The 20,435-nt window shown below is 70.6% G+C and carries 18 protein-coding genes; 8 read left to right on the top strand and 10 right to left on the bottom strand.

Annotated features, from left to right (window positions below):
* Window positions 1-132 precede the first annotated feature (132 nt).
* Window positions 133-2,364: a poly(ethylene terephthalate) hydrolase family protein gene (locus tag L1857_RS33105; RefSeq protein ID WP_116109418.1), complete on the bottom strand. Its 2,232-nt coding sequence runs from the start codon at window positions 2,362-2,364 to the stop codon at window positions 133-135.
* 495 nt (window positions 2,365-2,859) lie between these two features.
* Here L1857_RS33105 and vanH point away from each other — a divergent pair, with 495 nt between their 5' ends.
* Genes vanH through L1857_RS33085 form a run of 4 tightly spaced genes read left to right on the top strand, consistent with a single transcriptional unit; the run spans window position 2,860 to window position 6,664 of the window.
* Window positions 2,860-3,891 (top strand): D-lactate dehydrogenase VanH, encoded by a 1,032-nt coding sequence (vanH, locus tag L1857_RS33100; RefSeq protein WP_116109420.1) that lies wholly within the window; start codon window positions 2,860-2,862, stop codon window positions 3,889-3,891.
* A complete protein-coding gene (vanA-Sc, locus tag L1857_RS33095) occupies window positions 3,884-4,918 on the top strand; it encodes a D-alanine--(R)-lactate ligase VanA-Sc (protein ID WP_116109423.1) in 1,035 nt (344 codons plus the stop codon). Before vanH ends, vanA-Sc begins: the two co-directional genes overlap by 8 nt.
* Window positions 4,919-4,920: 2 nt before the next feature.
* Window positions 4,921-5,529 carry a D-Ala-D-Ala dipeptidase VanX gene (gene vanX / locus L1857_RS33090; RefSeq protein ID WP_116109492.1) on the top strand — a complete coding sequence of 203 codons (609 nt, stop codon included), beginning with the start codon at window positions 4,921-4,923 and terminating at the stop codon, window positions 5,527-5,529.
* Between the two features lie 10 nt (window positions 5,530-5,539).
* Window positions 5,540-6,664, top strand: a complete 1,125-nt coding sequence (locus L1857_RS33085) for a UDP-N-acetylglucosamine--N-acetylmuramyl-(pentapeptide) pyrophosphoryl-undecaprenol N-acetylglucosamine transferase (protein WP_116109425.1) — start codon at window positions 5,540-5,542, stop codon at window positions 6,662-6,664.
* On the opposite strand, the gene L1857_RS33080 is transcribed toward L1857_RS33085, so the two are convergent.
* Both L1857_RS33080 and L1857_RS33075 read right to left on the bottom strand, forming a co-directional pair.
* Window positions 6,656-7,750, bottom strand: coding sequence for a sensor histidine kinase (locus L1857_RS33080; RefSeq protein WP_275895879.1), 1,095 nt, complete (start codon window positions 7,748-7,750; stop codon window positions 6,656-6,658). The two genes, L1857_RS33085 and L1857_RS33080, sit on opposite strands and share 9 nt — an antisense overlap.
* Before the next feature lie 10 nt (window positions 7,751-7,760).
* Window positions 7,761-8,444: a response regulator transcription factor gene (locus tag L1857_RS33075; protein WP_094004542.1), complete on the bottom strand. Its 684-nt coding sequence runs from the start codon at window positions 8,442-8,444 to the stop codon at window positions 7,761-7,763.
* A 259-nt stretch (window positions 8,445-8,703) separates the two neighbouring features.
* Between L1857_RS33075 and L1857_RS33070 the strand changes: the two genes are divergently transcribed.
* The 3 genes from L1857_RS33070 (at window position 8,704) to L1857_RS33060 (ending at window position 10,918) form a co-directional block, all read left to right on the top strand.
* Complete coding sequence (locus tag L1857_RS33070) at window positions 8,704-9,126, top strand: M15 family metallopeptidase (protein ID WP_240323041.1); 423 nt, start codon at window positions 8,704-8,706, stop codon at window positions 9,124-9,126.
* 113 nt (window positions 9,127-9,239) lie between these two features.
* Window positions 9,240-10,178, top strand: coding sequence for an ATP-binding cassette domain-containing protein (locus tag L1857_RS33065; protein WP_116109428.1), 939 nt, complete (start codon window positions 9,240-9,242; stop codon window positions 10,176-10,178).
* Window positions 10,175-10,918 (top strand): ABC transporter permease, encoded by a 744-nt coding sequence (locus L1857_RS33060; protein WP_094004522.1) that lies wholly within the window; start codon window positions 10,175-10,177, stop codon window positions 10,916-10,918. The genes L1857_RS33065 and L1857_RS33060 overlap by 4 nt, the downstream gene beginning before the upstream one ends.
* Here the strand turns inward: L1857_RS33060 and L1857_RS33055 are convergent.
* The 5 genes from L1857_RS33055 to L1857_RS33035 form a co-directional block, all read right to left on the bottom strand.
* Window positions 10,902-14,033, bottom strand: a complete 3,132-nt coding sequence (locus L1857_RS33055) for an ATP-binding protein (RefSeq protein ID WP_249467243.1) — start codon at window positions 14,031-14,033, stop codon at window positions 10,902-10,904. The two genes, L1857_RS33060 and L1857_RS33055, sit on opposite strands and share 17 nt — an antisense overlap.
* A 90-nt stretch (window positions 14,034-14,123) precedes the next feature.
* On the bottom strand, window positions 14,124-14,801 hold the full coding sequence (locus L1857_RS33050) for a DUF2306 domain-containing protein (protein WP_116109430.1): 678 nt from the start codon (window positions 14,799-14,801) through the stop codon (window positions 14,124-14,126).
* Between the two features lie 70 nt (window positions 14,802-14,871).
* Entirely contained in the window at window positions 14,872-16,317 is a 1,446-nt protein-coding gene (locus L1857_RS33045) for a PH domain-containing protein (protein WP_249467240.1), read from the bottom strand.
* Window positions 16,314-16,805, bottom strand: coding sequence for a PH domain-containing protein (locus tag L1857_RS33040; RefSeq protein WP_249467239.1), 492 nt, complete (start codon window positions 16,803-16,805; stop codon window positions 16,314-16,316). Before L1857_RS33040 ends, L1857_RS33045 begins: the two co-directional genes overlap by 4 nt.
* A 16-nt stretch (window positions 16,806-16,821) precedes the next feature.
* Window positions 16,822-17,178 (bottom strand): ArsR/SmtB family transcription factor, encoded by a 357-nt coding sequence (locus L1857_RS33035; RefSeq protein ID WP_094004527.1) that lies wholly within the window; start codon window positions 17,176-17,178, stop codon window positions 16,822-16,824.
* Between the two features lie 71 nt (window positions 17,179-17,249).
* Between L1857_RS33035 and L1857_RS33030 the strand changes: the two genes are divergently transcribed.
* Window positions 17,250-19,049, top strand: coding sequence for a heavy metal translocating P-type ATPase (locus L1857_RS33030; RefSeq protein WP_249467534.1), 1,800 nt, complete (start codon window positions 17,250-17,252; stop codon window positions 19,047-19,049).
* A 4-nt stretch (window positions 19,050-19,053) separates the two neighbouring features.
* On the opposite strand, the gene L1857_RS33025 is transcribed toward L1857_RS33030, so the two are convergent.
* Together L1857_RS33025 and L1857_RS33020 are read right to left on the bottom strand one after the other, a co-directional pair.
* Complete coding sequence (locus tag L1857_RS33025) at window positions 19,054-19,620, bottom strand: TetR/AcrR family transcriptional regulator (RefSeq protein ID WP_094004528.1); 567 nt, start codon at window positions 19,618-19,620, stop codon at window positions 19,054-19,056.
* Window positions 19,593-20,402 (bottom strand): SGNH/GDSL hydrolase family protein, encoded by an 810-nt coding sequence (locus tag L1857_RS33020; protein WP_094004529.1) that lies wholly within the window; start codon window positions 20,400-20,402, stop codon window positions 19,593-19,595. Before L1857_RS33020 ends, L1857_RS33025 begins: the two co-directional genes overlap by 28 nt.
* Between the last annotated feature and the right edge of the window lie 33 nt (window positions 20,403-20,435).

Raw genomic sequence — 20,435 nt, 5'->3', positions numbered from 1 at the left:
GAGGTTCACACCAGATAAGACCACCCGCGTCGCCGGGTGGTCTTTTTTGTTTCAGCGAACGGAGTGTCCGGAAGTGGTGGGCCGGCAGTGCCGGGGGTTTCGCTCGCGCGAGTGAAACCCCCGGCGCCGGGGTCATGCCTCGTCGTCGTGGATGGTGGCGTAGGCGGTGTTCTTGCCGGTGACGGCGTTGGTGGGGTAGCCGAGCACGACTTCGTACCTGGTGTCGGCAGTGGCGTCCACCGTGGAGTTGTCCTGGATCGGGACCGTGACCATGGTGGTGGTCTGACCGGCGGGGATCGTGACCTGCTTCGCCCCGGCGGCGATCTGTGTGCCGGTGCTGGCCATGGCCTGCAGGTGCACGGTCACGGGCAGACTGCTCGCCTTGGACAGCGTCACGGCGACCGTCGCGGTGCCGGCGTTCTCGTTGGCCGTCGTGTCGGCGACCGAGAGTTGCGGCAGCTTGGTCGGTGCACCCGTGCCGACGGACGGCGTGGTGAACGCGAGGTCGGACAGGAGCACCCCGCCGGTGGCGGTCGCCGTCGTGATCAGGATCTGCCGGATGTCGGTCGTGTCCACCGCGGTCATCTGGGCGACCGGCCAGCGGACGGTGCGCAACCACGTCTTCGGCAGCACGTCCGGGTTCCCCGCCGGCAGCGGCGAGAGCGCGTCGCTCAGGGCCGAGACGGTGGTGGACTGGGTCCGGCCGGCCCCGTCGACGACGGTCAGCCGCAGATCCGTGGCGTTGTTGGCCCCGTCCGGCGCGGCCCGCAGGGTCAGTGCGCCGTAGCGGCTGACGTCGTACCGGCCGGACGGCAGAGCGGCCGTCATCTGGCCGCCGTTGGCCCAGGTCATGTGCAGCATCGGCGTGGCGGGCACATTCGCGGTGTGGGTCACCGGCGTGAAGGACGGAAATCGGCTGGTGGCCGTGGAATCACTGCACGAGGGCAGGCCGCTCTGCGGGGACCGGCCGGCGATGCTCGCGCAGTACTGGCCGAGCACCTTGCCGGCGAACGTGACGTTCGCCGCGGCCGCCTGCAACGGGGCGACGTCGAGGCGTTGCGCCGCGGGTGACTGCGTCGCCTGCAGCACGGTCGCCGCGCCGACCCGAACCGCGCTACCGGCACTGGCCTGGAACATCGGCAGGAAAGCGCTTTCCTTGCCGAGCGTCATGCGGAAGAAGCCCGCGGTGTAGGCGATTCCGGTCTTCTGCTGCTCTTCGAAGGTGAGCCGGGTGTTGCCGGCCGCGGTGGTGCCGCAGGTCGGGTCGGCCGGGTCGACGTAGAGGTCCCAGTCGTCGCCGTAGGCCTCGGTCCACACGCTGTTGAAGTAGTTGTGGTTGGCGCCCATCACGAGCAACGACGACTTCAGCGCGGAGTCCGTGCGGCTCGTGTACCGCGAGTCCTCGAAGAAGTGCTGGCCTTCCTGGTTCGAGACGTCGCCGTCGCAGTAGGGCAGCAGCACGGCCATCGGCACGTCCGTCAGGGCGGGGCGGGTCCGGTCGATCGGGGCGAGCGGCAGCACACCCCTGATCCCGTACGGGGTGGGGCGGGCGGCGTTGAGCAGCGCGGCGCGAACCACGCCGTCACCGCCGCGGGAGTGGCCCATGAGACCGACGTTGCCGAGATCGAGCTTGCCCTTGAGCAGACTGCTCATCCCCGGGGCGGTGCCGGCGTCGGCCTTGGCGAGCAGGTCGAGGTGCGCCATCACCAGCTGGCCGCGGGCCAAGCCACCGCGGTCGGGCGACGCCGTGCTCTGGTCGAAGGCGCCGATCGCGTTCGCGCTGACCGACACCACCACGTATCCCTGGCTGGCCAGGGTTTCGGCCGGCCGCGAGTAGCCGACGTAGCTGGGCATCGGTTCGAGGCCGTTGACACAGGGCCAGTGTTCGTTGTCGAACGTGCCCGCGTCCGGGTCGTAGCAGGCGTCCGCGCGGCCGTGCAGGAACACCACCACCGGCCGCTTGCCGGACGCGCCGACCGGCACCCACACCGCTGCCCGCTCCTCGACCGGCACTCCGGTCAATCCGGACAACTGGAGCGCGGTGTCACCGAAGTCGTAGTCGGCACGGGTGACGCCGTAGCGTCCCGCGGCCTCGGGGGCGGACGTGATCGGCGTCCCGGCGGGCACGCCGGTCGTGGCGGCGGCGCTGCGGGGGGTCGCGCCGGGCACCACACCCTGCCACGCCACCCGCACCGACGACGGGTGCGCCGCGGCGGGATCGGTCGTCACCAGCGTGAGCGTCCGGCCGTCCCGGGACTCCTGTGCCTCACCGAGCGACCGGCCGTCGACCGCGAGTTCCGGCGACGCGTCCCGCGTCGGGAGCCGCTCGTCGAGCGTCAGCGTGATCCGGTAACCGCCGTCCACCGGCGTAACCGACCAGGAACCATCGGGCGAAGCCGCCGACGCGGACGGCGTCGGCAGCAAAGCCAGTCCCAGAGCCAGTATCGCGCCGGTGAGCGCCGGTCTCCAATACTTGCGCATCCACACCCTCCCGGGTTTTTTGTTGCGACAAATGACAAAAAGTCAATCTAGGCCCAGGTGCTGACGGGGTGCTGTCACGAAGATCATCAAAGCGCGCAGGTCAAGCCGCCGGGGTACGGGAGCGCAGTGAGGCGGATACTGCCTGGAACCCGGGACGTGGTTTTCCCGTGGCGTGGCGGACAAGCCGACCGATGGCTGCGCAGTTTGATGAATTCGCCCAATCGCGCACGGGAGCGGCATTTCGGGATATACCGTGCATCGAGGCCAGGATGAGCGGAGGCTCCCGCAGCTCCGCGCCGGTACTGGGCAGTAACATATCGTCGGCGTATCGAAAACCGCATACGTGCCGGCAACATCGCGCTGCCTTGAATGGCAGCCATGACCGACCGCGAACCAGCACGAACAGCGGCCCGCCGCGGGCGATCGCTGGGGTCCTCATCGGCCGCCCCCGCCACGGGCATCACGATTTATGGCTGCGAGCCGGACGAGGCCGTGTTGTTCCGGGAGCTGGCGCCCCGCTTCGGCGTGCTGCCGGCCATCACCGAGGCGGCGGTGTCCGAAGCCAATGCAGAACTGGCCGCGGGGAACCGGTGCGTCAGCGTCGGTCACAAAACCAAGGTCACCGCTTCGATTCTTCGCGCCCTCAGCGAAGCCGGTGTGGAGTACGTCTCCACGAGAAGTGTCGGATACGACCACATCGACGTGCAGTTCGCGAAGAGCATTGGCCTCACCGTGGAGAACGTCGGCTATTCGCCGGACAGCGTGGCTGACTACACGCTGATGCTGATGCTGATGTCGGTGCGAAACGCCAAATCCGTCATCCGCCGCGCGGACGTCCACGACTACCGGCTGGACGAGGTACGCGGCAAAGAGCTGCGTGATCTGACCATCGGGGTGGTCGGCACCGGGCGCATCGGCGTCGCGGTCATAGACCGGCTGCGGGGTTTCGGCTGCCGCGTGTTGACCCACGACATCCGTCCCGGCTCCGCCGGTCACGTTCCGCTCGACGAGTTGGTGCAGCACAGCGACATCGTCACCCTGCACGTGCCCCTCACTGCGGACACGCACCACCTCTTCGACCGCCGGCGTATCGAGCGGATGAAGCCCGGGGCGTTCGTCGTCAACACCGGCCGTGGCGCACTCGTCGATACCGAGGCCCTGCTTTCCGCCTTGGAAAGCGGCAGGTTGGGCGGCGCGGCGCTGGACGTTCTTGAGGGGGAGGAAGGGATCTTCTACGCCGACTGCCGGAACGAACCCATCGGCCACAAACCGCTGCTGCGGCTGCAGGAACTGCCCAACGTCCTGATCAGCCCGCACACCGCCTATTACACGGATCACGCCCTGAGCGACACCGTGGAGAACTCTCTCGTCAACTGCCTGAAATTCGAAAGCAGGGATCAGCGTGGATAGGTTGAAGGTCGGCATCATATTCGGCGGCGCGTCCGAAGAACACCCCGTCTCGGTCAAATCCGCGCAAGAGGTCGCGAAGAACCTCGATCTCGAGAAGTACGAGCCGTTCTACATCGGGATTTCGGTGAGCGGCGCTTGGCTGCTTTGTGACGGTCCTGGTCCGGACTGGGAAAACGGCAACTGCCGCCCGGTCGTGCTGTCGCCGGACCGAAGCGTCCGGGGACTGCTCGTGCTGGAACAGGGGCGGTACCGGACGATCAGCCTGGACGTCGTGTTGCCCGTTCTGCACGGCAAACTCGGCGAGGACGGCGCGATCCAGGGATTATTGGAGCTCTCCGGTATCCCGTACGCGGGCTGTGACGTCCAAAGTTCCGCGCTGTGCATGGACAAATCCCTCACCTACACCATCGTCCGCAGCGCGGGAATCGCCACGCCGAACTTCTGGACCGTCATGGCCGACGAGAGCATCGATGTCGGTCCGCTCACCTATCCCGTCTTCGTGAAGCCGGCCCGTTCGGGGTCATCCTTCGGCGTCAGCAAGGTAGAGCGAAAAGAAGAACTGCCGGATGCGGTGGAAACCGCCAGGAAGTACGACTCGAAGGTGTTGGTCGAGGAGGCTGTCGCCGGCAGTGAGATCGGGTGTGCCGTACTGGGGAACGACCTGGATCTGGTCACCGGCGAGGTGGACCGGGTCGCGCTGTCGCACGGGTTCTTCCGGATCCACCAGGAAGACAACCCGGAAAGCGGATCCGAGAACTCGACGTTCATCGTGCCCGCGGACATCCCGGCGGAGTCGCGCTCGCTCGTCCAGGAAACCGCGAAGGAGATTTACCGCGTCCTGGGGTGCAGGGGCCTCGCGCGGGTCGACATGTTCCTCACCGACGACGGCAGCGTGGTCCTCAACGAGGTCAACACGTTTCCCGGGCTGACCTCCTACAGCCGTTATCCGCGAATGATGGCGGCCGCGGGGTTGCCGCTCGCCGAGGTGATCGACCGGATGGTGTCGCTCGCATTGACGGGGAAATGACGATGCACGAGGATTTTGTCTTCGTGGACGAGGTCGTGTCCGGCGTACGCTGGGATGCGAAGTACGCCACCTGGGACAACTTCACCGGCAAACCGGTGCACGGATATCTGGCGAACCGGATCGTGGGTACGAAGGCGTTGTGCGCGGCCCAGGCGGAAGCGCGCGACAAGGCCGAGTCCCTTGGCTTCGGCTTGCTCCTGTGGGACGGTTATCGCCCGCAACGCGCCGTCGACTGCTTCCTGCGCTGGTCGGCGCAGCCGGAGGACGGCCGGACCAAGCCACGACACTATCCGAACATCGACCGAGCCGAGATGTTCGAGAAGGGATATGTGGCCGCCAAGTCGGGCCACAGCCGGGGCAGCACCGTCGACCTGACGCTCTACCACCTGACCACCGGTGAGCTCGCTTCCATGGGCGGTGACCACGATCTGATGGATCCCATCTCACACCACGGAGCACGGGGCATCACGCCGGTCGAGGCGCGGAACCGCGAGCACCTTCGGGACATCATGGAGACCTGCGGGTTCACGCCGTACGACCATGAGTGGTGGCATTACACGCTGACCGACGAGCCTTATCCGGACACCTATTTCGACTTCCCCATCGCATAGGCGAGCTGGGATGTCGCATCAGGAATCCGGTGCGGCGGCACCGCGCGTCGTTGTCGCCGGCGGCCATTCGGCCGGGCACATCGAGCCCGCGATGAACTTCGCCGACGCGCTGCGCCGGCTGGAACCCACGGCGGAGATCACCGCCCTCGGCACGATCCGCGGCCTGGACACCACGCTCATCCCGGCCCGCGGCTACCCGCTCGAACTCATCCCGCCGGCGCCGCTGCCGCGCACCCTGAACCGGGCGTTGCTGCGGACGCCGGGCAAGCTGCGCGAGTCGGTGCTGGCGGCCGGGGCGGTGCTCGACCGCGTGCGAGCGGAGGTCGTGGTGGGTTTCGGCGGCTACGTGGCCATGCCGGCCTACCTCGCCGCGCGCAAGCGGGGCGTGCCGATCGTCGTGCACGAGGCGAACGCCCGGCCCGGAGTGGCCAACCGGCTGGCGGCCCGGATGACGACGCACGTGTTCACCGCATCGCCGAACGTCCCGCTGGCGCACGCCACCGCCATCGGGATCCCGTTGCGGCCGGCGATCACCGGACTCGACCGGCCGGCGCTGCGCGACGCGGCCCGGCAGCGGTTCGGCCTGCGACCCCACGCGCCCGTCCTGATGGTCACCGGCGGTTCGCAGGGCGCCGGCACGATCAACGCGGCGGTGTCCGGCGCGGCCGCGTCGTTACGGGCGGCCGGTGTGCAGGTGCTGCACATCACCGGGCCGCGGCACTCGGTCGAGGTGCCGGACGGTGATCCGCCCTACGTCGTCGTTCCCTACGTCCACGACATGCAGTACGCCTACGCCGCGGCCGACTTCGTGATCTGCCGCTCGGGAGCGATGACGTGCGCCGAACTGGCCGCGGCCGGCTTGCCGGTCGCGTACGTCCCGCTGCCGTTGCGCGGCGGTGAGCAGCGGCTCAACGCCGAGCCGGTCGTCGCGGCCGGCGGGGCGTTGCTCGTCGACGACGCCGACCTCGACCCGGCCTGGATCGTGAACACGCTGATCCCGGTGCTCACCGATCCCGAGCGGATCGCGGTGATGTCGGCTCGCGCTTCGGCGGCCGGCGCGCCTGACGCGGACGTCGCCCTGGCCCGGCACGTGCTCACCGCGGTCGCCGAGCGACGTGGGGCCGCCTCAGGGTGATCGGCTCGGGTGTGGTGGCGCGGCCGGCAGTTGCACCGTGACGCGGAGCCCGCCGGCAGGTCGGGGAGTGAGGGTGAGGGTTCCGTCGTGCGCGTGCGTGATGCTCTTGACGATCGCCAGGCCGAGGCCGACACCCGCGTGGTCGGTGCGGATGCGTTGGGAGCCGCGCTGGAACGGTTCGGTGAGGGTCGAGACCAGCTGGGGGGTGAGCTTCTCGCCGGTGTTCTCGACGGTGAGCAGCACGCTCGTCGGGTGAACGCTGGTCGTGACCCACACGGTGCCCCGATCGGGCAGGTTGTGCGCGATGGCGTTGTGCAGGAGGTTCGTGGTCAACTGCAGCAGGAGCGCGGGCGAGCCGATGGCGGGGGCGATGTCGCCGGAGGTCTCGACGGTGACGCCGCGCTTCTCCGCGAGCGGGAGAAGCGTTTCGGTGGCTTCTTCGGCGATGAGGGACAGGTCGACGGGCTCTGGGGTGAAGGACCGTTGATCGGCGCGGCTGAGCAGGAGCAACGCCTCGGTGAGGTCGATCGCGCGGGAGTTGACCAAGTGGAGGCGGTCGACGAGCTCGCCGCTGTCGTGGTGCGGATCGTTGCGGGCCACGTCGAGAAGTGTCTGCGTGATCGCCAGCGGGGTCCGCAGTTCGTGTGAGGCGTTGGCCGCGAACCTCTGCTGTTCGGCAACGTGGGCTTCGAGCTGCGCAAGCATGGTGTCGAAGGCGTCGGCGAGTTCGCGGAACTCGTCTCTGCGCCCCGGCAGCCGGATCCGGTGGGACAGCGATCCCTCCGCGGCCATGCGGGTGGCATCGGTGATGCGAGTCAGCGGGGCGAGCATGCGGCCGGCGAGGATCCACCCTCCCACGAGACCGAACACCAGCAGGAACGCCAGCACCAGTATTGCCGCCGGAACGAAGACCGATGGGCCGAAATTGGTCGGGTCGAAGGCACGCCCGAAGTCGGACAAATCGGGGATGTTCAGGCCGTTCGACCATCCTCGCAACAGGAACATCCACACGGCGGCGAGCAGCAAGGAGCCCGCGATCATGAGGAACCCGGCGTAGCTGAGCGTGAGCTTGAGGCGAACGCTCAAACCGGGAGCCCTATGCACGGTCGTCTCCCCCGGCGGCGGTGTCGATGCGGTAGCCGACGCCCGGCACGGTGGCGATGATCCAGGGTTCGCCGAGCCGTTTGCGCAGTGCCGAGACCGTGATGCGCACGGCGTTGGTGAACGGGTCGGCGTTCTCGTCCCACGCCCGCTCCAAGAGATCTTCGGCGCTGACCACACCGCCCTCGGCGGCGACGAGCACTTCGAGCACGGCGAACTGCTTCCGGGTGAGCGCGACGTAGCGGCCGTCGCGGAAGACCTCCCGGCGGAACGGATCCAGCCGCAGGCCCGCGATCTCCCGCACGGGTGGCCTGCTGTACGCGCGCCTGCGGTCCAGCGCCCTGAGCCGGAGCACGAGTTCTTTGAGCTCGAAGGGTTTGGTGAGGTAGTCGTCGGCGCCGAGCTCGAACCCGGAGGCCTTGTCGTCGATCCGGTCGGCGGCGGTGAGCATGAGGATCGGCATGCCGCTGCCGGAGGCGACGATGCGTTTGGCGATCTCGTCGCCGGAGGGGCCGGGGACGTCGCGGTCGAGCACGGCGATGTCGTAGGAGTTGATGCTCAGCAGTTCCAGCGCGGTGTCACCGTCACCGGCGATGTCGGCGGCGATTGCTTCCAGACGCAGGCCGTCGCGAATGGCCTCCGCCAGATAGGGTTCGTCCTCGACGATCAACACACGCACGGTCACGAATGCTACGAGACGCACCATATCCTCGGCATATCGAAAACCGCATACGTACCGGCAACACCGCATTGCCTTGACTCGGGGCATGACCTGCATCGAGCCAGCACGAACAGCAACCCGCCGTACCCGGTCGAACCTCTTCGCTGCCCTGGTGGGCGGCAGCGCGGCGCTCATCGGTGTCCGGGTTTACCAGTCGCTGGTGTCCGCGGCCGTCCGGCGTTCCCTCACCGAGGCGGACGGCGTCGTCCGCGGCGGTGTGACGGTCTTCGACGACGAAATCCCGGCCGTGGCCAACCTGGACCCCGATCTGCTCGGCGCCCTGCGCCAGGCCGCGAAGGATGCCGCGGGCGACGGGATCGAGTTCATCGTCAACAGTGGCTGGCGGTCCCGGGACTACCAGGAACAACTGCTCCGTGACGCGGTGTCGAAGTACGGCTCGGAAGAAGAAGCCGCCCGCTGGGTGGCCACCGCGGACACGTCGTCGCACGTGTCGGGGCACGCGGTCGACATCGGGCCCGCCGAGGCCAGGGCGTGGCTGTCCGAGCACGGCGCCAGGTACGGGCTGTGCCAGATCTACCGCAACGAACCCTGGCACTACGAACTGCGCCCGGAAGCCATCGACCACGGTTGCCCGCCGATGTACGCCGACCCTTCGCAGGATCCCCGGATGCGACGCTGACCGGGCTGTTCGCGAGAGCGACGCAGCCTCATCCGAATCGGCTTCCGGTCGTGTCAGGACTCGTGTCAGGGCCAGGGCAGGGCGGTGTCAGTTCCGCCCGCGACCGTGGTCGCATGACAGACGCGATCACAGCTTCCGGGCTCCGGAAGTCCTACCAAGACAAAGTCGTGCTCGACGGTATCGACCTGGACGTCCGGGCGGGCAGCATCTTCTCCCTGCTCGGCCCGAACGGCGCAGGCAAGACCACCACCGTCAACGTGCTGACCACCCTGATCAAGGCCGATGGCGGCACCGTCCGCGTCGCCGGGCACGACATCGCCACCGAGGCCAAGGCGGTGCGCGCCGCGATCGGCGTCACCGGCCAGTTCGCCGCCGTGGACGAGCTGCTGACCGGCCAGGAGAACCTGCAGCTGATGGTCGACCTGAACCGGGCCCGCGCCAAGGACGGCAAGCGCATCGTCACCGAGCTGCTGGAGCGCTTCGACCTGGTCGAGTCGGCCCAGAAGCCCGCGTCCACCTACTCCGGCGGGATGCGGCGCAAGCTCGACCTGGCGATGACCCTCGTCGGCAACCCGCGGATCATCTTCCTGGACGAGCCGACGACCGGTCTGGACCCGCGCAGCCGCCGCACCATGTGGGAGATCATCCGCGAGCTGGTGTCCGACGGCGTGACCATCTTCCTCACCACCCAGTACCTGGAGGAAGCCGACCAGCTCGCCGACCGGGTCGCGGTCCTGGACAAGGGCCGCCTGGTCGCCCAGGGCACGCCCGACGAGCTCAAGCGCCAGATCCCCGGCACCCACGTCCGGCTCCGGTTCACCACCGCCGCCGAACTCGATTCGGCCGCGCGGATCCTCCCCGGCTCCACCCGCGACGACGACGCGCTGACGCTGCGCGTGCCCAGCGACGGCGGCACGAAGTCGCTGCGCTCCCTGCTCGACCGGCTCGACGAGTACTCGCTCAGCGCCGAAACCTTCACCGTCCACACGCCCGACCTCGACGACGTCTTCCTCGCCCTCACGGGCCACACCACGGAGGTGGCCGCGAAATGAACACGCACTCGCTCGTCATGCTGCGCCGCAACTTCAAGCACATCGCCCGCAACCCGGTCACCGTCTTCAACGCGGTCCTGATGCCGATCGTGATGATGGTGATGTTCGTGTACATGCTCGGAGACGCGTTCAGCGTCGGTGTCGACTACGTGGACTACGCGACGCCGGGCCTGATGCTGATGGCCGTCTGCTACGGGCTCGGCGGCGTCGCGACGGCGGTGAGCTCCGACATGACCAAGGGCATCATCAACCGGTTCAAGGTCATGGACGTCTCCCGCGGCGCGGTGCTGAACGGACACGTCATCGCCAGCGTGCTGACCAACCTGCTCGCCATCGCGGCGCTCGTGGGGGTGGCCTTCCTGCTCGGGTTCGACCCGTCGGCGAGCTTCCTCGACTGGCTCGGCGTGCTCGGCCTCGTCGTCCTGCTCGGCCTCGCCACCGGCTGGCTGACGATCGCACTGGGCCTGGCGGCGAAGTCCGTGGAAACCGCCGGCATGGCGTCGGTGCCGCTGGTCATGCTGCCGTTCTTCAGCAGCGCGATCGTCCCGGCCGACAAGATGGGACCGGGCCTGCGCGAGTTCGCGGAGTACCAGCCCTTCACGCCGATCATCGAAACCCTGCGCGGCCTGCTCAACGGCGCGCCGGCCACCGGCGACCTGATCGCCGCGCTCGCCTGGTGCGTGGGGATCGCCCTGGTCGGGTACCTGTGGGCGTCCGCCACGTTCAAGAAGCGAGCGTGACCGCGACCAGCTCGCGCCAGTCCGCTTCCCGCCCCTCGCCAGTCGCCTCGGTGAACTCCGTGTCACCGAGGCGGCTTCGCGTTTCCCGCTCGATCCGGGCCACGTCCGGCTGGGCGTGGTCCGGCAGACCGCGCAGGCCGGTGCTCGCCGCGAGCAGCCTCGCGGCCTGCTCGGGCTGGTCGGCCCGCAGCGCGAAGTCCGCGACCCCGACCAGCACCTGGGCGATCATCAAGGGGTGCCCGGGCTCGGACGCCGCCTCGACAGCCGCGGCACGGTGCTCCCGGGCCTCGTCGAGATCCTCGGCGAGGTAGCCGAGCAGGTCGTGCCACACCGCGCGGTGGTTCGCCCGCCCGGCGTCTGCACCCAGCAACTCCATCACGAGGCCGAGTTCCCGGCGGGCCTGCTCGGCGTCACCGCGCCAGCGGGCGAGTTCCGCCTTCGCCAGCGCCAGCTCGGCCAGCGCCTCGGGCCAGGCGACCCGGTCCGCGTGCCGCTGCGCCTCGGTCAGGGCGGCGGCGCTGCGCTCCGCGTCGCCCAGGATCCAGTACAGCTGGGCCTGCCGCGACCGCATCCGCACGACGTCCTCGATGGCGCCGACCTCGGTGACGACCGCGATCGCCTGTTCGTAGTGCTCGCACGCCCTGGCGAACTCGCCGCGCGTGGCGATCCGCTCCGCCAGCTCGGTCAGCGCGAACGAAATGCCCCACCGCTCGCCGAGCGCGCGGAATTCGTTGAGCGCCGCCTCCAGGTAGGTGTCGGCGTCCCAGCCGCCGTGGCCGAGCTGGACCCGCATCTTGCCGAGCTGCAGCCGGGCCAGGGCACGCACCCAGGGGTCGGCGTCGGTGAGGTGCGGCTCGAACGCGGTCAGCATCGCGTCCGTTCCGTCCAATAGGCGTTCCATCGCGCCGGCGAACCGCAGCGCCGGGTGCCGGTCCGGCACCCGCAGGCTGATCTCGTACGCCTTGTGGATCCACTCCACCGCGTTGAACTGGTCGCTGCCCCGCCCGGAGGTCATGAACCCGGAGACGAACGCGTACACCACGCCCCGGATCTCGTCGGGCACTTCGCCGGGCAGCGTGGCGGCCGCCAGGATCAGCTCGTTGCCCTCCGCCTTGTGCCCGGCGAGCCACCAGTACCAGCCGGCGGCAGCGGCGAGCCGCATCGCCCCGTCCGCCTCCCCGGCCGCGAGCGCGCCACGCATCGCCGCGGCGATGTTGTCGTGCTCGGCCTCGAGCACCGCGAGCCAGTCCAGCTGCTCGGCGCGGCGGAGGTGCGGCTCCGCGGTTTCGGCGAGTTCGGTGAAGTACGCGAGGTGCGCGCGACGCACCGAATCGGATTCGCCCGCCTCCGCGAGACGCTGGTCGGCGTACTCCTTGATCGTGCCGAGCATCCGGTAGCGCGGCGCGCCCGCGCCGTCGGTGACCACCAGTGACTTCTCGGTCAGCGCGGTCAGCAGCTCGAGTACTTCCCACGACTCGATGGTGTCGTCGGAGCAGACCCGCTCGGCTGCTTCCAGGCTCGCGCCACCGGAGAACACCGAGAGCCGGCGCAGCACCGTCCGTTCGGCGTCGCTGAGCAGTTCCCAGCTCCAGTCGATCAGGGCACGCAGCGTCCGTTGCCGCGGCAGCGCGGTGCGGCTGCCGCCGGTGAGCAGGCGGAACCGGTCGTCGAGGCGGTTGGCGAGCTGGTCCAGCGACATGGTGCGCAACCTGGCCGCGGCGAGTTCGATGGCGAGCGGGATCCCGTCCACCGCCCGGCAGATGCGCGCCATGGTCGCCAGCGTCTCGGCGTCGGCCGGGAGGTCCTGGCGCACCGCGCCGGCCCGGTCCCGCAGCAGCTGGACGGCGGGAGCGGACTCGATCTTGCCGGGGTCGGCGTCGTCCGCGGGCAGGGCCAGCGGCGCGACGGGCCACAGCGCCTCGCCGGTGATGCCCAGGGGTTCCCGGCTGGTGGCGAGGATCCGCAGGCGGCGGCACTCGCCGAGCACCCGGTGGGCGAACTTCGCCGCGGACTCGATGACGTGCTCGCAGTTGTCCAGCACCAGCAGCACCGCCCGCTCGCGGAGCGCGGCGACGACCCGGTCCGTCGCGTCCGCGTCCGGGGCGTCGCCGAGCAGCGCGTCACGGAGTTTGAGCGCGGCGAGCGTGGCCTGCGCGACGTCCCCGTCGGCGCCGAGCGGGGCGAGTTCGACCAGCCAGGCCCCATCGGGCAGGTCGCCGAGCAGCGTGCGCGTGGTTTCCGCGGCCAGCCGGGTCTTGCCGGCGCCGCCCGGGCCGATCAGGGTGGTGAGCCGGTGTTCGGCGACGAGTTCGCGGACCGCGGTGACATCGGCGTCCTTGCCGACGAAGCTGGTCAGCTCGGCGCGCAGGTTGGTCTTCTGCTTCTCCGGCGGCCGCTCGACCTCGCCCCGCAGCAGCGCGACGTGCAGCGCGGACAGCTCGGGCGAGGGGTCGACGCCCAGCTCGTCGGCCAGGGTTTCCCGCGTGCGCTCGAACACGAGCAGCGCGTCGGTGTCGCGGCCGGTCGCGACGAGGGCGCGCATCAGCGCGGCGACGAGCCGTTCGCGCACCGGGTGCGCGGCCACCAGGTCGGTCAGCTCGGTGACCAGGCCGGCGGCGTTGCCGAGGCGGATCTCGGCGTCGAACCGGTCCTCCAGCGCGGCCAGGCGCAGGCCTTCGAGCCGGGTGACCGCCGCGTCGAAGGCGCCGCTGTCCGGCAGGCCCACGTCCTGCATGGCCGGACCGCGCCACAACGCGAGGGCCTCACGCAGCAGTTGTGGCTCGTCGTCCTGGCGGGCCTTGGCGACGAGGCGTTCGAACTTCACCGCGTCGACGTCGTCGGGTTCCACGCGCAGCCGGTAGCCGTCCGGCTGTCCCTCGACCAGCCCGGCGGGCAGCGCCTTCCGCAGCCGGGAGACCAGGCGTTGCAGGGCGTTGGCCGCGTCCGCGGGCGGCTGCTCGCCCCAGATCCAGTCGACGAGCGCCGCCTTCGGCACGACGCGACCCGGTTGCAACGCGAGGGCGACCACCAGCCCGCGCAGCCGGGCGCCCGGCACGTCGGCGAGGGCGCCGTCGTCCGTGCGAACTTCGAAGGGGCCAAGCATCCCGACCTGCACCCGGCCGATTCTGCCAGTTGATCGAGACCGGGTCCGGCGAGTGGCGGTTTCGGCGTCGAGTGGGACCCGTGAACCGGCAAGGGCCCGCGATCACGCCGCCGCGGCCATCTCCCTCGGCGGTACGCGGTGCTTGGTGCGGCGGTGGCGCGTGTGCTGCAGCCACCACTCCGCGATCAGCAGGTTCACCACCCAGCTCAGCCACGTCCCGACGCCGATCGCCTGCTCCAGCGCCGCCGTGTCGGACGGGTCGGGCACGAAGGCGATCGTGCACACCGTGGTCCACAGGCGGTTCACCACGATCGAGAAGCACAACGCGAAGCTGCGGACCATCCACTCGCGATGCTGCGGATACCGGCGCCGGCGCGCCATCACGTAACCCGTCACCGTCGTGCCCAGCCACAGCAGCGCCAGCATCGTGTTCGCCGCGCGCTGGTTCAGCCCGAACGCTCCCAGTGGCGCCACGACGAGCGCCGCGAGCCCGGCGGGGATGGCCGCGGACACGTAGATCCGCCCGCTCCACCGGTGCACCCGCGGGTGTTGCCGGCGCAGCCACGGCCACAACTGCAACACCGCGGTCACCAGCACCACCGTGCCCAGGAGGATGTGCGTCACCAGCAGCGGGTAGTGGAACCACGTGTCCGCACGCGTCGGCACGCGCGATCTCGCCGGGTCCAGCCCGAGGTAGGGCGGCAACGCGTAGGCGAGGAAGGCGACGGTGACGAGCCCGAGTCCGACGAGCGGCGGGCGGATCCGCGTCGAAGCAGTCATGCCGCCAGTTTTCGCCCGCACGGCACCGAAAACACTGCGGTCCACCGCCCGATCGGCGGTCGGGCCGGCCCTACCGCCGGATGAGGAACGGTTCCAGCAGACCGGGTTCGGCGGCGTCGGCGAGGGCGATGGCTTCGGCCGCCGGGATGTCCACGCCGGTGTAGTGCTGGCGGCCCGCGGCGGTGGTCGCCGTCAGTGAGATCAGCCCGGCGCGCCGCTGGAAGAACGACCGGTGGAACACCCAGCCGATCACCCCCTCGGTCGACAGCACCTGCCGCCGCCGCACCAGGCTGCCCTGCCGGAACACCAGCTTGCCGCCCATCAGCGCGTGCCCCAGGTTGCGGTAGCGGTCCTCGGCCAGCAGCGCGCCGGCCGGGAACAGCACCAGCGCGACCTGCCACGGCCACGCCGGCCAGTCCGCGAGCCACCACAACAGCACGAACAACCCGGTGACGGCGGCGGCGAACAGGAACGCCCGCGTGTAGCGCCGCAGGTGGGCCCGCGGACCGTGCCGGACCAGCTCGGCGGAGGCCACCGCCGGGTCCTCCAGCACGTCGCCCGCCACGCGGTGCGCCACCGCGCGCGGTGCGGGCGGCAGCAGCACGGAACTGCTGTGCTCACCGCGCAACCCGGTCGTGATCGCCGAGCAGCGGGCACCGCGGGCGGCCCGCAGCAGCAGCGGCTCGCTGATCTCGGCCCCGCGCAGGCGGCGCAGCTCGATCGTCGTCTGACGGGTGGTCAGCAGGCCGCGCGTCACACGCAGCGTGCCTTCGCCGCGGGCGAGCCGGAAGTTCCAGAACGCCAGGACGTAGGCGATCACCGACAGCACGGACACCAGCACCGCGGTCAGCACCACGAGCCCGGCCACGATGACCCACACCGGCGCCGAGGCGACCTGGCCGAGGAACGACTGCAGCACCCCGAAGTCGTCCTCGTCGATCTGCACCTCGTTGAACAGGTTCGCAAGGGACCCGGCCACGACACCGATCGCGGCGATCCCGGACAGCGTGAACGGCCCGAACCGCACCCACGACAGCTGCAGCTCGGCCAGCACGTCGACCAGGCCCGTGGACTGCTCGGTGCGCCGGTGCAGCAGCTCTTCGCGCAGCCGGGCGGCGTCCGCGGTCGCCAGGGAGTCCAGCGTGACACCCATCGCGCCCTGCCAGTCACCGCGGCCGGTGCCGATCACGACCCGGCTCAGCCCGAGGATCCGTTGCAGCGGCCGGGAAGTCAGGTCGACGGTGCGGATCCGGTCCCGCGGCACGGACAGTTCCTTGCGGCTGAGCAGCCCGCGCCGCACGCGCACGTGCTCGGCGGTGATCTGGTAGGTCGTGGTGAACCAGCGCAGCAGCCCGGCCGCGATCGCCAGGCCGAGGCCGACGAGGCTCCAGATCTGCCCCTGGCTGCCGCGGCCGATGAACAGCACGCCGATCAGCACCGGCAGCAGCCGCACGACCTCCTGCACCGGGTGGACCGCGAGCATGCGGGCGCTGAGCCGGTGCCAGTCCTCGCTCACGTCGCGTCTCCCGGCGTGGCCTGCGTGAGCGTGGCGAGTTCCTGGGTCAGGCGTTGCGCGACCTCGTAGTCCAGGCCGTGGATCTGGACCGGGCCGCGCGCCGATGCCGTGGTGACGGTCAGGTTCGCCAGCCCGAACAGCCGCTCCAACGGGCCGCGCTCGGTGTCGACGGTCTGGATCCGGGAGACCGGCGCGATGCGGCGCTCCTGGTCGATCCAGCCGGACTGGGTGTAGACGACCTGGGGCGTGGTCTCCCAGCGGTGCACGCGGAAGCGCCACTGCGGCATGACGGCGAGGTGCGCGACCGCCAGCACCCCGGCCACGATGAGTGCCACGACCAGCGGGAACCAGCCGGTCAGCGCGAGCCACACACCACCGCCGACGAGCACGACGACCCAGCCGATCGCCGCGCGCGTGGCCCAGAACAGCACGGCCTTCCGGCTGACCAGGTTCGCGGGCGGGCGCAGATCCACCACGGGCGTTGTCACGCCACCACTGTGCCAGTCAGGCGGTCGTGCTGTCCGGAACTCCGAGGCGGAGGTGCTCGATGTGGTAGACGGCCTCGTCGAGCAGCTGGGCGACGTGGTTGTCGTAGAGGCTGTAGACGATGCTGCGGCCCGAGCGCTGCCCGGTGACCAGGCCGAGGTTGCGCAGCAGCCGGAGCTGGTGGCTCACCGCCGACTGCTCCATCCCGACCGCCTCGGCCAGCTCGCCGACCGCGCACGGCCCCTGCCGCAACCGGGTCAGCATCAGCAGCCGGCTCGGCGTGGCCAGCGCCTGCAAGGTCGCGGCGACGGTCACCGCGCTCTGCGCGTCCAGCGACGCTGCCGGCCTGTCCTTGCCGTTGACTCCGTGACCCACGAGACGATTCTAGTCGAAGAACACATGTAGACGTCTTCATGTGTTCCGGTATGCTGCGGCCTGTGGTTCAGGTGATCGGCCAAGCGGCCCCCATCCGTCCGGTACGCCGGCTGCTGCTGCCCGAGGTGCGCTGGGCGCTGGCCGCCCTGGTGCTGTTCCTGGCCGGTCTCGCGGCCGACCTCGGCGGCGGCCCCTGGTGGCTGTACTGGACCCTCTACCTGGGCTGTTACGCGGCCGGCGGGTGGGAACCGCTGCTGGCGGGGCTGCGGGCCCTGCGCGAGCGGACGCTGGACGTGGACCTGCTGATGGTCGTCGCGGCGGTGGGCGCGGCGTCGATCGGGCAGGTGCTCGACGGCGGCCTGCTGATCGTCATCTTCGCGACCTCCGGCGCGCTGGAGGCCGTCGCGACGCAGCGGACCGCGGATTCGGTGCGCAGCCTGCTCGACCTGACCGGGGAGGCCGACAGCTACCAGGCCGGCGACGAGTTCGTGGTCCGGCCCGGGGAGCGCATCGGCGGGGACGGCGTCGTGCTGGACGGCGCGAGCGAGGTGGACCAGTCGTCGATCACCGGTGAGTCGATGCCGGTGCCCAAGGCCGCCGGCGACGAGGTGTTCGCCGGCACGCTGAACGGAACCGGGGTGCTGCGGGTCCGGGTCACGCGGGACTCGTCGGACACGGTGCTGGCGCGGATCGTCGCGATGGTCGAGGAGGCGTCCGCGACCAAGGCGAAGACGCAGCTGTTCATCGAGAAGATCGAGCAGCGCTACTCGGTCTGCGTGGTGGTGGCGACCCTGGCGTTGTTCCTGGTCCCGCTGGCCTTCGGGGCCGGGCTGCGGGAGACGCTGCTGCGCGCGATGACGTTCATGATCGTCGCGTCGCCGTGCGCGGTGGTGCTGGCGACCATGCCGCCGCTGCTGTCGGCCATCGCGAACGCCGGGCGCCACGGTGTGCTGGTCAAGTCGGCCGTGGTGCTGGAGCGGCTCGGTACGACGGAGCGGGTGGCGTTCGACAAGACCGGAACCTTGACCGAGGGTTCGCCGCGCGTTGTCGAGGTCCGTCCACTGAGTATGTCCGAAGAGGACGTTCTGCGGTACGCGGCCGGTGCGGAGCAGTCGAGCGAGCACCCGCTCGGCCGGGCGGTCGTGGCGGCCGCGGACCGGGTGCCGGTGGCACGGGACTTCCGCGCGGAGCCCGGCCGGGGCGTGCACGCGGTGGTCGACGGGCGGCAGGTGTTCGTGGGCCGGGACGACAGCGATGCGGTGCGCGAGGTCGAGGCCGGTGGGCGGAGCGCGGTGCTGGTCCGGGTCGACGGCGAACCGGCCGGGGTGCTCGGGCTGGCCGACCGCGTGCGCCCGGACGCCCGTGCCGCGGTGGCCGCGCTGGCCGGGACGTCGCCCGTGCTGCTGACCGGGGACAACGCCCGTGCCGCGGCGCGGGTGGCGGCCGAGGTGGGCATCACCGACGTGCGGGCCGGGCTGCTGCCGCAGGACAAGGTCGCGGCCGTCCGCGAACTCGGCGAGCGGGTGCTGGTGGTCGGCGACGGGGTCAACGACGCGCCCGCGCTGGCCGCGGCGCACACCGGCATCGCCATGGGACGGGCCGGCTCGGACCTGGCGCTGGAGACGGCGGACGCGGTGGTCGTGCGGGACGAGCTGACGGCGATCCCCGCGGTCGTCGCGCTGGCCCGCCGCGCGCGCCGGCTCGTGCTGGCCAACCTCGCGATCGCGGGCGGGTTCATCGTCGGGCTCGTGCTGTGGGACCTGTTCGGTGAGCTGCCGCTGCCGCTCGGGGTCGCCGGCCACGAGGGCTCGACCGTGCTGGTGGCGCTGAACGGCTTGCGACTGCTGCGCGAGAAGGCCTGGCGCGGTTGACGCGTCAGGGGCGCAGGTAGGTGTTGAGCGTGACGGCCAGCGTCTGCTCCACATCGGACGACTCCGCCGCCGACGGGAGCCCGCCGCGCAGCCACAGCGCGGCCAGCCCGTGCAGGGACGCCCACAGCGACGCGGCCAGCGGGCGCGACGCGGTGCCCTGCCGCCAGCCGCCCGCCTGGGCCCGGGTGACGAGGTCCAGGAACTGCTCGAACACCGCGTTGGAGAGCCGGGCCAGCTCGGGTTCGCGCACGTCGATCAGGTCGGGCCGGAACATCAGCTCGAACATCGCCGGATTCGCCAGCGCGAAGTCGAGGTAGCGGCGGCACGCGGTCAGCAGCCGTTGCTGCGGGTTGTCGTCGGGCAGGTCGGCCGCGCGGGCGTGCAGCTCCGCGAACCCGGACGCGGCGACCGCGGCGAGCAGTTCGGCGCGCCCGGCGAAGTGCCGCAGGGGCGCGCCGTGCGAGACACCGGCTTCGCGCGCGATCCGCCGCAGGGTGACGGCCTCGACACCCTCGTTCGTCAGAACGGCGATCGCGCTGTCGATCAGGCGCTGCCGGGGATCGTTTTCCACGACGCCAGCTCGTCGGCGATGACGGGGAGCAGGTCGGGGCGCTTGGGCGCGAAACCGTCGCCCGGGGAGCGGCCGGTGAACCAGTTGCGGGTGCGCGTGACCATCACCGGCAGGACCTCCCGCCACACCCAGCCGGCGTGCGCGCGCAGGCCCGGGCGCAGCGGTTCCCCGGGCAGGGGTTCCAGCCAGGCCGGGTCGTAGTCGACGCCCAGGTTCGTGAGCAGGTGCGCGGCCAGGCGGCGGTGGCCGTACTCCGAGAGGTGCAGCCGGTCCGGGCCGAAGTAACGCAGGTCGTGCACGGCCTCCTCGCCCCACAGGTCCACCACCCGGGCGCCGTGCTTGGCCGCGGAGGTGTGGATGGCCTCGTTGAGGGCTTCCAGCCGGTGCCGGATGCGCAGCAGGCCCGGGACGCGGCTGGAGACGTCGCTGAGCGTGAAGACGACCACGGTGGGTGCCGCGCGGGTGAGCATGCGGATCGCCGCGTCCACCCGCTTCGCGACGATCTCGGCGCGGTAGGTGCGGGTCATGACGTCGTTGGCGCCGCCGAAGAGGGTGACCAGGTCGGGCTTGAGGTCCAGGGCCGCGGGGATCTGCTCGACGATGATCTGGTCCAGGCGACGGCCGCGGACGGCCAGGTTGGCGTACCGGAAGGAGGGGTCGTGCCGGGCGAGCGTCGCCGCGGCCAGGTCGGCCCAGCCGCGGTAGATGTTGGTCCCCGGGTAGGGGTCGTGCAGGCCTTCCGCGCAGCTGTCGCCGAGGACCACGAACCTCTGATAGCCCATTCAGCTCTCCGACATCCGATGTTCACCTGGTAG

Source organism: Amycolatopsis thermalba, assembly GCF_023376025.1.
GTDB lineage: Bacteria > Actinomycetota > Actinomycetes > Mycobacteriales > Pseudonocardiaceae > Amycolatopsis_E > Amycolatopsis_E thermalba.
Note: the sequence above shows the minus strand (reverse complement) of the source record. Positions and strands in the feature narration are given on the sequence as shown.